Below are 11,952 nucleotides of genomic sequence, written 5' to 3'. Positions count from 1 at the left end.
CGCATCAGGTAACATGCGGAGATTCGATAGCTATTTGTAAGGATAGACCTTCATGCATCAGGGAATCGGCTTCATTCAGGATCTGGCAGTCGTGATGGCGCTCGCGGGCGTCGTCACCGTGCTGTTTCATCGCCTGAAGCAGCCGGTCGTGCTCGGCTATATCGCGGCGGGCGTGATCATCGGGCCGTACACGCCGCCGTTCCAGCTCATCCACGACGAGCAGACCATCCAGACGATGGGCGAACTGGGCGTGGTGTTCCTGATGTTCTCGCTCGGCCTCGAATTCAGTCTGCGCAAGCTGTTCCAGGTGGGCGCGACCGCCATCGTCGCGGCGCTCTCGGAAATCGTGCTGATGTTGTGGCTCGGCTACGAGATCGGCCGCGCGTTCGGCTGGGCCACCATGGATTCGCTGTTCCTCGGCGCGATCCTCGCCATCTCCTCGACGACCATCATCGTCAAGGCGCTCGCGGACCTCGGCGTGAAGCGCGAACCGTTCGCGCAGCTCGTGTTCGGCATCCTGATCGTCGAGGACATTCTCGGCATCGCGATGCTCGTGCTGCTGGGCGGCATTGCGCAAACGGGCGAGCTGTCGCCCGGCATCGCGCTCATCACGCTCGGCAAGCTGCTGCTGTTCATGCTGGTGTCGCTCCTCGCGGGCATCCTGATCGTGCCGCGCGTGCTCGGCTATATCGCGCGCGTGGGCAACGACGAGATGCTGCTCGTCTCGGTGCTGGGCTTTTGCTTCGGCTTCTGCCTGCTCGTCGTGAAGCTCGACTATTCGATCGCGCTCGGCGCGTTCCTGATCGGCGCGATCATGGCGGAGTCGCGCCATCTGCATCGCATCGAGCATCTGGTCGCGCCGTTGCGCGACGCGTTTTCCGCCATCTTCTTCGTGACGATCGGGCTCATGCTCAACCCGCTCGTGCTGGTCGATTACGCGTGGCCGATCGCCGTGATCTCGATTGCCGTGGTGCTCGGCAAGCTCGTCTCGTGCGGACTCGGCACCTTTCTCGCGGGCCGCGACGGCCGCACCGCGATGCGCGTGGGCATGACCGTCTCGCAGATCGGCGAGTTCTCGTTCATCATCGCCTCGCTCGGTCTCACGCTGAAGGTGACGAGCGGGTTCCTCTATCCGATCGCCGTGACGGTTTCGGCCATCACGACGCTCACCACGCCTTACCTGATTCGCATTGCCGATCCGCTCTCGCAGCGTCTTGCGCGCGCCATGCCGCCCGCCGTTTCGAACGTGTTCGGCATGTACAGCCAGTGGCTGCGCTGCCTCGTGCCGCGCTCCGAAGGCCCCACGATCTTTTCGCTCACGAAGCGCATCGTCGTGCAGATCGCTGTGAATCTCGCGCTCGTTTCGGCCATCTTCATCGGCGTGTCGTATGGCGCGCGCTATGCGGGGCCGTTGCTCGCGCACTGGATTGCCGACGAGCGCATTCAGCGCGTCGTGCTCTGGAGCGCCGCGCTCGTGCTCGCGATGCCGTTTCTCGTGGCCGTGTGGCGCAAGACGCAGTCGCTCGCGCTGCTGCTCGCCGAAGTGAGCGTGCAGCCGGAGAAGGCGGGGCGCTTCACGCGCGCGATCCGTCATGTGATTGCGGAGCTGGTGCCCGTGGTCTCGATGTTCGGGGTGTTCCTGCTCGTGGCTGCGCTCTCGGGCACGATCCTGCCGCCTACGGGCTTCCTCGTTGGCGTGCTGGTGTGCGCGGCGGCGCTCACCATGCTGCTGTGGCGCTGGTGCGTGAAGATTCACGCGTCGATGCAGATCGCGTTGCGCGAGACCTTCGACGAACGGCCGGATGCCTGAACGGACGGCGCGCGCCCCGTGCGCGCGCCGAAGCGGCCGCCGGTGTGACCGGATGTGAGCAATTGTGTGCGGGGGTGGCGGCCGCGTGCGGTGCGAAGGATAATCGAAGCCTGTTCATTCGTTCGCGCGCCGCGCGCCTGACCCCACGTCATGAGCGAAAACAAATCAGACCGCCCCGAGGTTCCTGACGGCGCAAGCCGTCCCGCCGATGCCGGTCCTGCCGGCACCCCCTCGTCGTCAACACCTCCGGCCGCCGGCTCGCCGGGCGCCTCCGGCGCTTCCTCTGCTTCTTCTTCCGCTTCGCCTCCACCTTCACCCCCTGGTTCGACCTCCGAGTCGACCTCCGGGGAGGCCGCGCAGCGCGCTTCGACCGACGCCCCCACCAGCGCGTCGACCGTCACGCCGAGCACGGGGGCGCCGGCGGCGGCCACGCCGGGCGAGTTGCCGGAGCACGCGCCGGCCGGCGCCGCGCCGCGCTTCCCGATCGGCGAAGCCAGCGGTGCCGGCGCCTCCGCGCCCGCGCCGACCGGGCAAACGGAGCCCGCGAGCGCGGCCGCGGCGGCTTCGACGCCGCCGCGCGCCGGGGCGGCGCCAGCCGGATTTGGCCAGGCGCCCGACTTCACGGCGCAGCATCCGCCGCCGCCCGGCGCCATTCCGCCCGAGCCGCCGCGTTACCTGCGCGCGAGCGATTCGGCGTGGGCCGTGTTCGGCCGCATCATCGCGGCGCGCGCTCGGCAACTGTTCGACCGGGCGGGGCAACGCATCACGCAGCGCACGCTGCGCATTGGCGTCTCCGCGCGCATCTTCCACCCGGAGCCGGGCGCGCAAGGCTTGCGCGGCAAGACGCTGCAATACCTGGAGGAGTCGATTGCACACTGGGTGATGTCGCGCGACGTCATCGTGTTCATGATTCCGACGGTCGGCCATCAGGGCATGCTGCATCCGAGCAATATCCGCTTGCGCGATTACGCGAAGCATCTCGACGGCCTGCTGTTGCAAGGCGGCGCCGACGTGTCGCCGCAGACCTACGCCGAGGTGTCGCCGCGCCCCGAGTGGCCGGGCGACCGCGTGCGCGACATGTACGAGCTCGAACTGCTGCATGAGTTCGTCGAATCGGGCAAGCCGGTGCTGGGCGTGTGCCGCGGCTGCCAGCTCATCAACGTGGCGTTCGGCGGCACGCTCTATCAGGACATCGCCAGCGACGTGCCGATGGCCGGCGTGCACGTGAGCGAACACTACGACCAGCATCGCCACGCGATCACCTTCCCGGAGGGCTCGACGTTCGCGAGCATGTTCCCTGGGCGGCGTGAAGCGATCGTCAACTCGATCCACCACCAGGCAGTCCGCAGTCTTGGACGCGACCTGACCGTCGAAGCCGTCTCGGCCGGTGACGGCCTCATCGAGGCGGTGCGCTACCGGCGCGCGCCGTTCGTGGTGGGCGTGCAGTGGCACCCCGAGTTCCATCGTGCGGGCGGCCCGGAGTTGCTCGACTGCACGCCGCTGCTCGATACCTTCCTGCGATCGGCGCGCGAAACGCGCTTCTAGTCGCAAACCCATCGTTGGTCCGGCCGCGCGCAGCCTGCGCGCGGCCCGCCACGGTTCGCTCCCTCGTCGCTGTCCTACGCAGCCTGGATCCTTTCCGTTCTGGTTCGGTGTCCTTCCTACATAGGAATCGTCCGAATCTTGTGCTTCTCCGGCTTATCCAAATTTAAACGTCGTTTTTGAGATTTTCTCGCGGCGATAATGAAGGGTTACTGAGAATCCCGAATGGAACAGGCAGGTATGAAGCATTCAATCGCGTTGCGTCGTGTGATGCTCAGCGCCGCGGCGCTCATGCTCTTGCAGCAGGGGGCAGCGGCCTGGGCGGGCATGCCGGACGATGCGGGCAGCATGGCCGCCGCGTCCGGCGCGGCAGACGAACGTGCGCCGCTGGCGGGCAGCCGTCCGTCGCTTGGCAGTCTCACGCCGCAACCGGCCGGCGCGCTGCTGCCTGCGGGCGAGCCCGACGAGCAGGCCAGTGCCGGCGCAGCCCAGGGCGATGTCGCCACCCTGATGCAGCTCATCCACGACTCGCAGCTCATCGAACTGCGCACGACCTATAACGCGAGCTACGGCGCAAGTCTCTTTTTCTACCCGTCGGAGATGACGTACTACGTCGTGCTGTTTCAGGACAAGCATTTCTGGCGCGTGATCCGTTCGCAGGACGAAGCACGTTCCGAGGCGATCTACGCCGACTTCGTCCGGCAGACCGCGCAGCTCGCCGACGTCGAAATCCGGCGCACGCAACTGGAGGCCCAGAAGGCGTTTATCGAACACGTGATCGCGTTGTCCGAGGAGCGCGCACGCCGCCTTCAGGCCGACCTTGCCATCGCGCGAACGCAACAGGCGCGCGTGGACGATTACCAGCGCCAGGTGCAGGGCGACGCAACCGCGCTCAATGCGCAGAAGGCCCAGGCCCAGGCGCAATTGCTCGATTTGCAGCGCCAGGTGGACGCATTGCAACGCGCGACGGAGGCGGGCTTGCCGGGCGCGAGACGCTAGGCGGCGGGGCGGCTTCGCCCCGCATTTCCCGCAGTGTTTTCCCCTTGCTGGCTACGCGCTCGACGCGCGGCGCACAAAAAAGCCCGGTACGAAGCCGGGCTTTTTCGTTACTGGCGGGGGCCTACTTCGCGAACCGGTCCGGCACCTCGGTCACGCGACGCTGCGAAACGTGGTTGACCCAGTCAGTGCTGTCGGCCGCCACGGTCGGGCGGTTCGACGCGCGCGGCGTTGCGTACGTGTTCGCGTACGTGAGGACGGAGGCGTATTCGTCGACGGGATTCGCGCTGGATTGCCGGGGCGAATAAACCTGCGCTTGCGAGTACGAGCCTCGCGAGCGTTGTGTCGTGACGGGCGAAGCTTCGCGATACGGGGCGAATTCGTGTGCGCCGTGACGCAGGCTCGTGCCGCGCCCGGCAACGCGTTGACCGGCGGCGCGTTTGAGCGCACGGTCGTTGCCGAGCTTTTCGCGTTGAACCAGCCTGGCGGGTGCCGCCGTTTTTGCTTGTGGCTGTACGCTGAAGTCGCGCTGTGCGCGTACCGCGGCGCTCGCTGGCGGCGCTTTGCGCTCGCTGGCGGTGATCGGCAACGCAATAGTCGACGCCGGCGCGATCGCGGTAGACGACGCGGTTTTGGGCGCGGGCGCGAGCGCGATAGGCGACGCGGTTTGGGGTGCAGGCGCGGTTGCGGGTTGGGTTGCGGCGGCCTGAGGCGCCGTGCCGCCCGCGACGGCGTGATCGTGTTCGGCGCGAGCGTCCGCCAGACGTTGCGCGGCGTCATGCCCCGCGCTCGCGTTGGCGTGCGAGTCCGCCTTGCTGGATGCGGTTTGCGTTCCGGAAGGCGTGTGACTCGCGACGATCCAGGCGAGCAACGCCGCACTCCCAATTGCGACGGCGCCACCAGTGAGCTTGCGGCGCTCGAAGGGCGGCGTGGCCTGACCGGTGGCGGCGGACGTACGCTGCGCGTGGCCGGCGCGCGTGGCCGTGGCGCGGGCGGGTTCGGGTGCGACCGGCGCGGCAACAGGCGCGGGCGGCATCGGAACGGGAATGCGAAGGTGGTCCCACCGGGCGGCTGCGCGAAAGGCTTCGACGCTCAGGCACACCGTACGCATGATGGCGGCGTAGAGCGCGCGCAGCTCGGTGCGCAAGCTGAAGTGTGGCGCGGTCAGCGCCCATTCCTTGCCGAACGAAGCCGGCAGGCGGGCAAGCGGACGAATATGCGGCAGCGCGAGCGTACCTTCGACCTGAACGAACGGAATGGTTGACATCGATTTCTCGCAGCCCCGGCGGTGGCGACGGCGCCGGGTGGCAATGTCATCAGCGGCGCACGCGGATGGGTCGCCTACGGCGCGCAGCATGAAAACAAACAGATGTCGCACATCATGGCGGTGCCCTTCCGGCCGTTCTATCGGAATTGTCTTAAAACGCTCCCAACCTTGCTGAGTACGGGGTGCGGCGGCCAGGCGCGCCGCCGCATGCGCCATTACATGGCGTCGAGGCGGTAGACGTAGCGCAGCGCCGTGATGTCGATGCCACCCATGTGGTCGGGCTCCGAACCGGAATAGGTCCAGCCCTGCCGTTCGTAGAACGCGATCGCGGGCGTGTTGCCGTCGAGCACGTACAGATAGAGCTGGGCTTCGCCCTGGGCGCGCGCCCAGTCCTGCGCCGCGCGCATGAGGCGCTTGCCCACACCAATGCCCTGATGCGCGGGCAGCGCGTGGAGATTGTCGAGCAGCACGCCCCAAGGCGAGCCCGGCTGGCGTTCGACGCAAACGAAGCCGACCGGCGTGCCCGTCGACAGCTCGGCGATCAGGACGAGGCGGCGCTCGCCGCCGGGCGCTTCCATGCGCGCGCGCCAGTAAGCGGCGCGCTCGGCGTCGACTTCGCGCTCGAGGAAAGCGCTGGGCAGCAGGGCGCGATAGGTGGCCTGCCAGCTTGCCGAGTGCATGGCGGCGAGCAATGGAGCATCGGCGACAGTGGCCGGGCGCAATGTCAAAGTGTGCGCTTGAGTCATGCGGACGGGTGACGTCTGGGCGTCTGAAACAGGGCGCGCGTCGGGGGCCGTGCGCCGGGCCCTACCGCGTCCTATTGTGCCCCATCCGGAAGCCATCGCGGCGCGTTTGCCCGAAAGGAAAGAAAATCGAATGCTTATTGAAGTGAAAATGAAAGAAATGAGCGAAGTTGGTGTTTTTTAGATGTATGTTTTAAGGAATTACCCCGATATCTGACTCCGGATCCACGCCGCATAATGAGTGCCCGACCGGGCATACCCGCGAATTGCCGCGCGATATCTACCTTCGTGCAAGTTATTGTTTTTCCCCGACCCGCGAGCCTCTACGGCCTCAAGGGGCGGTCTCCTCAGAGATTGTCATGTCCACCGCGTCCCACGCATCTCCCAGCGAATCCAAGGCCCGGACCGTTTTCCGCGTCGTCAGCGGCAACTTCCTGGAAATGTACGATTTCATGGTCTACGGCTATTACGCTTCGGCGATCGCCCGGACCTACTTCCCGAGCGACAATCCCTTCGCCTCGCTGATGCTTGCGTTGTCGGTGTTCGGCGCGGGCTTTCTGGTGCGCCCGCTCGGCGCCATCATCCTCGGCGCGTACATCGACCATCACGGCCGCCGCAAGGGCCTCATCCTCACGCTCGGCCTGATGGCGCTCGGCACGCTCACCGTGGCCGTGGTGCCGGGCTACGCCACGATCGGCATCGTCGCGCCGGCCATCGTGCTGCTGGGGCGCCTGTTGCAGGGCTTCTCGGCGGGCGTGGAGCTTGGCGGCGTCTCGGTGTATCTCTCGGAAATCGCGACCAAGGGCAACAAGGGCTTCTACGTTTCGTGGCAGTCGGGCAGCCAGCAGGTCGCCGTCGTGTTCGCGGCGCTGCTTGGCGTGCTGCTGCATCGCCTGCTGCCCGTCGAGCACATGACGAATTGGGGCTGGCGCGTGCCGTTCATCATCGGTTGCCTGATCGTGCCGTTCCTGTTCATGATTCGCCGCTCGCTCCAGGAAACCGAGGAGTTCGCCAAGCGCAAGCATCGTCCGTCGATCGGCGAAATCATGGCGTCGATGATGCAGAACTGGGGCGTCGTGATCGCGGGCATGGGCATGGTCATCATGACCACGGTTTCGTTCTACATGATCACCGCCTACACGCCGACCTTCGGCAAGGAAGTGCTCAAGATGAACGAGATCGACACGCTGATCGTGACCGTCTGCATCGGCTTGTCGAACCTGTTCTGGCTGCCGGTTTCGGGCGCCATTTCGGACCGTGTCGGCCGTCGCCCGGTGCTGATTGTCTTCACCGTGCTCACGATTCTCACCGCCTATCCGACCGTGCAGTGGCTCGTGGCCGAGCCGTCGTTCGGCCGCTTGCTCTCGGTCGAGCTGTGGCTCTCGTTCCTGTACGCCTGCTATAACGGCGCGATGGTCGTGGCGCTCACCGAAGTCATGCCTGTCGATGTGCGTACCGCCGGTTTCTCGCTTGCCTACAGCCTCGCGACGACGATCGGCGGCTTCACGCCCGCGATCTCGACGTACCTCATCCACGTGAGCGGCAACAAGGCGGCGCCGGGTGCGTGGATGGGCGTGGCGGGCGTATGCGGCCTGATCGCGACGCTCGTGCTCTATCGCACGCCGGAAGCGCGCAACCAGTACAAGGCGGCTTGATACGCGTGCTGAGATGCGCGGTGCGCCGTAACGGGCGCACCGGCTGTTTGATCGATTGCGCTTTCATGGCCGGATTGGTGGCCGGATCTGCGATCGAATTCGCAACGAAAGAAAAGACGGCGCGGGGCATTGCCGGCCGCGCCTCGTCTGTCAGCCTGAGCGCCTGATGTTCCGCCGCTCAGGCGTCGCGCAATTCCCGCGCGACTGTTTCCACGACTTCTGCCCATGCGTGCGGCCGCGGCTGGCGCACGAGGCGCGCGCGCGGGTACCAGGGGCTCGTGTCCGTGCCCGTGAACCAGCGCCAGTCCGCCGCGAACGGCAGCATGACCCAGAGCTTTGCGCCGAGCGCACCGGCGAGGTGGGCGATCGAGGTGTCGATCGAGACCACGCCGTCCAGCCGTTCGATGACGGCGGCGGTATCCGCGAAGTCCTGAAGCCTGGCGCCGATACGATGGATCGAGCGGGTACGCGCATGCGCGTCGAGCGCCGCGTGTTCCGCTGCGCTCAGGTCCGGCTGGAGCACGATCCAGTCGATGCCTTCGAGCGCGAAAAGCGGTTCTAGCGCGGCGAGCGCGATTGCGCGGTTTTCGTGTTTCTGGATGCGGCCCGACCACGCGAGGCCGATTTTGCGCCGCGCCTGGCCGCCCAGCGAGCCGCGCCACTTGCGCCGGTAGGCGGTGCTCGCCTCCAGGTAGGGGGAGCCCGCGGACAGCGTGTCGAGATGCGCGCCGAGCGCGAGCGGCAGCGAAAGAAGCGGGCAGTGCAGGTCGGCGGCGGGGCGCGGCGCACCCTGTTCGACGAGCGTGACGCGCCAGGCGGCGGCCGCGGGCGCGATGAGCGGCATGAGCGCGCGCTGCACTTCGAGCACGACGCGTGCGTTGTTGCCCTGCGCCTGAGCGATGAGCGGGACGAAGCGCACGAACTGGAGCGTGTCGCCGAAACCCTGCTCGGCTTCGACGAAAAGCGTGCGGCCGTCTAGCGGTTCGCCATGCCAGCGCGGCAGTGCGCCGGGCGCGAGGTTCGGCATTGCCTCGGCGGCCGGCGCGCCCGGTGCGGTCTGTGCGGTCTGTGCACGGGCCGGCGCGTAGCCGGCGCCACGCGGCGCGTTGGCGTGCGCCTCCTCGCGCGCGGCCGGATCGAGCCGCCATTCGTATTCGGGGAGCCCGCGCCGGAAGTCGCCGAGCGTGAGCCACGTGAGCGCCCGGTTGAGGTGAGCGGCGGCCAGATCGGGGCGCACGCGCAGCGCTTCGTCGAAGGCGCGCAGGGCGGCCGCATGACGGCCGAGCGCGTGGTGCGCCGTGCCGAGCGCGAGCCACGCGAGCGCGAATTTCGGATCGAAGCCAATGGCGCGCTCGTAGGGCCCGATCGCTTCGTCGTGACGGCCGAGCGCGGCGAGCGCATTGCCGAGGCCGAAGAGGGCCGGTACGAAGCGCGGCTGCATGGCGAGCGCCGCTTCGAACGAGGCAACGGCTTCGCGGTGGTGGCCGGTCGCGTCGAGCGTGTTCGCGAGATTGAAATGCGCGGCCACGAAGCGCGGCTGCACGCGCAGCGCCTTCTGGAACTGTTCGAGCGCGCTCGCGCTGTCACCCAGCGCGTTCAGCGACATGCCCAGGTTGTTGTGCGCACCGGCATGGCCGGGACGAATCTTGAGCGCGCGGCGAAACGAGTCGACGGCCTCGCCGTGACGGCCGAGCGCGTGCAGCGCGTTGCCGAGATTGTTGTGCGACGAGGCGTCGCCGGGTTGCAGGCGCACGGCGTGGCCGAACGCGTACATCGCGTCCTCATGGCGGCCGATCGCCGCGTAGGCGTTGCCGAGGTTGTAGTGCGCGAGCGGGAAGGCCGGGGCGAGCGTGAGCGCGTTGCGAAAGCGCTCGATCGCGCCGTCCAGCTCGCCGAGCGCCTTGAGCGCATTGCCGAGGTTCAGCTGGAGGGCGGCGTCGTCGGGACGCAGCGCGACCGCGCGGCGCACGAGATCCGCGGCTTCCGCGTGCTGGCCCTGCTGATGGCGCAGCACGCCGAGCAGATGCAGCGCATCGACGTGCACGGGATCGGCGGCGAGCGTCGCGCGGTAGCCGCGCTCGGCGTCGTCGAGCCGGCCGTCGCGATGTGCGGCGTACGCGCGGACAAAAACCTGTTCCATGACTGATGAAGCAAAACCTTCGGGACGCAAAGCGGGCATTTTCCCACACTCGCGCATGCGCTCCCGAAGTTGGTCTGGGTTTGAGTTGAGTTTGCGAGGAAGTTGACGAGGTTCCGTTGGGGAACTAACATGTGAACATCTGTTCATATGTGATGTTGAATTTTATGGCCCCGATTTCCGACGACGAGCGCGTGGTGCCGCTCGCCGACCTGTTCCGCCTGCTTGGCGACGCCACGCGGCTGCGCATCGTGCTCGCCTGCGTGCAGGAGCGGCTCGCCGTGGGCGCGATCGCCGATACGCTTGGCTACTCGCCGTCGCTCGTGAGCCATCATCTGCGGCTCTTGCGCGCGGCGCGCATTGTGCGCGCGGAACGTGAGGGCAAGCAGGTGTTCTACGCCGCCGCGGATGCGCACATCAGCGCGATGGTCGCGGGCATGCTGGAGCACGTGGCGGAGCCATCCACGCAGTGGCAGGAGGGCGTATGACCGGCGCCGATCGCGAGCGGGCCGACGCGTCGGGCGGCGCCGAAGAGCGCGAGGACGAGCACGCGCCCGTGTGGTTCGACGAGGCGGCCGCTCAGGCGCCGGAAGACGCGCAGGAGCTCGCCCGGGGGCAAACGGCTGCGCATGGGCATCGCCATGACGACGGGGCGCATGCCGGGCACGGCCACGATCATGCCCATCCTCATGCGGATGCCAGCGCGGATGCCAGCGCGCCCGAAGCCAATGGAGCGCACGAATCACACGAAGCGCACGACGCCCACGCGTCGCATGGGCACGCACACGGCCACCATCACCATCATCACGCGCCGGTCGCGGGTCACGGCCGCGCGTTCGCGATTGCCGTCGCGCTGAACGTCGTCATCGTCGTCGTGCAGACGGTGTATGGCGTGATCGCGCAGTCCACCGCGCTGCTCGCCGACGCGGGCCACAACCTCTCCGACGTGCTCGGCCTGCTGCTCGCCTGGGGCGCCGCCTGGCTCGCGACGCGCCGCCCGTCCGCGCAATTCACGTTCGGCTTCGGCAGTTCGTCGATTCTCGCCTCGCTCGCCAACGCGGCGTTGCTGCTCATCGCGTGCGGCGCGATTCTCGCGCAGGCGATCAGCCGCCTGTTGCATCCCGCGCCCGTGGCGGGCCTCGACGTGTTCGTCGTCGCGACCATCGGCATCGTGGTCAACGGCTTCTCGGCCTGGCTATTCGTACGTGGGCAAAAGGACGACCTCAACATTCGCGGCGCATTCCTGCACATGGCCGCCGACGCGGGCGTTTCGGCGGCCGTCGCGATCAGCGGGCTCGCGATTCTCGCGACGGGCAGGACCTGGATCGATCCGCTCATGTCGATCGTGGTCGTGCTCGTGATCGTGTACGGCACGTGGGGGCTGTTGCGCGAGTCGGTGCGGCTCGCGCTCGCGGCGGTCCCGGCGAACGTCGATATCGTGAGCGTGCGCGCTTTCCTCGCGCAGCAGGAGGGCGTCGTGGATGTGCACGACCTCCATGTGTGGGCGCTCTCGACCACGGGCTGCGCGCTCACGGCGCACCTCGTGATGCCGACGGGGCACCCCGGCGACGCCGCGCTCGATCGCATCGTCGAGACGCTCAACGCGCGCTTCGGCATGCGCCACGCGACGCTTCAGGTGGACCTCGGCACGAGCGAGCATCGCTGCGCGCTGGACATGCCAGGCGACCAGTCCAGCGCGAATCCGCACACCCATTCGCATAGCCACTGAAAGACGCTGAAAGCGCGGCAATTCGTCCCGCATGGCGGGCGCGAATTGATGCGCTGCCGCGCGACCGGCAGGG

At 67.5% G+C, this 11,952-nt stretch carries 9 protein-coding genes; 6 read left to right on the top strand and 3 right to left on the bottom strand.

Annotated features, from left to right (window positions below):
- The first annotated feature begins 52 nt into the window (after positions 1-52).
- The 3 genes from C7401_RS10850 (at position 53) to C7401_RS10835 (ending at position 4,351) form a co-directional block, all read left to right on the top strand.
- Positions 53-1,810: a cation:proton antiporter gene (locus tag C7401_RS10850; RefSeq protein WP_112171370.1), complete on the top strand. Its 1,758-nt coding sequence runs from the start codon at positions 53-55 to the stop codon at positions 1,808-1,810.
- A gap of 150 nt (positions 1,811-1,960) precedes the next feature.
- Positions 1,961-3,355, top strand: a complete 1,395-nt coding sequence (locus C7401_RS10840) for a gamma-glutamyl-gamma-aminobutyrate hydrolase family protein (protein ID WP_112171368.1) — start codon at positions 1,961-1,963, stop codon at positions 3,353-3,355.
- 237 nt (positions 3,356-3,592) lie between these two features.
- Positions 3,593-4,351 (top strand): DUF2968 domain-containing protein, encoded by a 759-nt coding sequence (locus tag C7401_RS10835; protein WP_112171367.1) that lies wholly within the window; start codon positions 3,593-3,595, stop codon positions 4,349-4,351.
- A gap of 121 nt (positions 4,352-4,472) precedes the next feature.
- Here the strand turns inward: C7401_RS10835 and C7401_RS10830 are convergent, their stop codons facing one another.
- Together C7401_RS10830 and C7401_RS10825 are read right to left on the bottom strand one after the other, a co-directional pair.
- Positions 4,473-5,615, bottom strand: a complete 1,143-nt coding sequence (locus C7401_RS10830) for a hypothetical protein (protein WP_112171366.1) — start codon at positions 5,613-5,615, stop codon at positions 4,473-4,475.
- Between the two features lie 215 nt (positions 5,616-5,830).
- A complete protein-coding gene (locus C7401_RS10825) occupies positions 5,831-6,361 on the bottom strand; it encodes a GNAT family N-acetyltransferase (protein WP_112171365.1) in 531 nt (176 codons plus the stop codon).
- 356 nt (positions 6,362-6,717) lie between these two features.
- On the opposite strand from C7401_RS10825, the gene C7401_RS10820 reads away from it, so the two are divergent.
- Positions 6,718-8,013 (top strand): MFS transporter, encoded by a 1,296-nt coding sequence (locus tag C7401_RS10820; RefSeq protein ID WP_112171364.1) that lies wholly within the window; start codon positions 6,718-6,720, stop codon positions 8,011-8,013.
- A gap of 178 nt (positions 8,014-8,191) precedes the next feature.
- On the opposite strand, the gene C7401_RS10815 is transcribed toward C7401_RS10820, so the two are convergent.
- The gene (locus tag C7401_RS10815; protein ID WP_112171363.1) at positions 8,192-10,153 is read right to left on the bottom strand and encodes a tetratricopeptide repeat protein; all 1,962 of its coding nucleotides are present in this window, start codon (positions 10,151-10,153) and stop codon (positions 8,192-8,194) included.
- 164 nt (positions 10,154-10,317) lie between these two features.
- Here C7401_RS10815 and C7401_RS10810 point away from each other — a divergent pair, with 164 nt between their 5' ends.
- Positions 10,318-10,638 (top strand): ArsR/SmtB family transcription factor, encoded by a 321-nt coding sequence (locus C7401_RS10810; RefSeq protein WP_224045438.1) that lies wholly within the window; start codon positions 10,318-10,320, stop codon positions 10,636-10,638.
- Positions 10,635-11,879: a cation diffusion facilitator family transporter gene (locus tag C7401_RS10805; protein ID WP_112171362.1), complete on the top strand. Its 1,245-nt coding sequence runs from the start codon at positions 10,635-10,637 to the stop codon at positions 11,877-11,879. Before C7401_RS10810 ends, C7401_RS10805 begins: the two co-directional genes overlap by 4 nt.
- The last annotated feature ends 73 nt before the right edge of the window (positions 11,880-11,952 follow it).

It is taken from the genome of Paraburkholderia unamae (genome assembly GCF_003268775.1).
GTDB lineage: Bacteria > Pseudomonadota > Gammaproteobacteria > Burkholderiales > Burkholderiaceae > Paraburkholderia > Paraburkholderia unamae.
The sequence above is the reverse complement of the archived record's forward strand: the minus strand, read 5'-3'. Positions and strand labels throughout refer to the sequence as shown.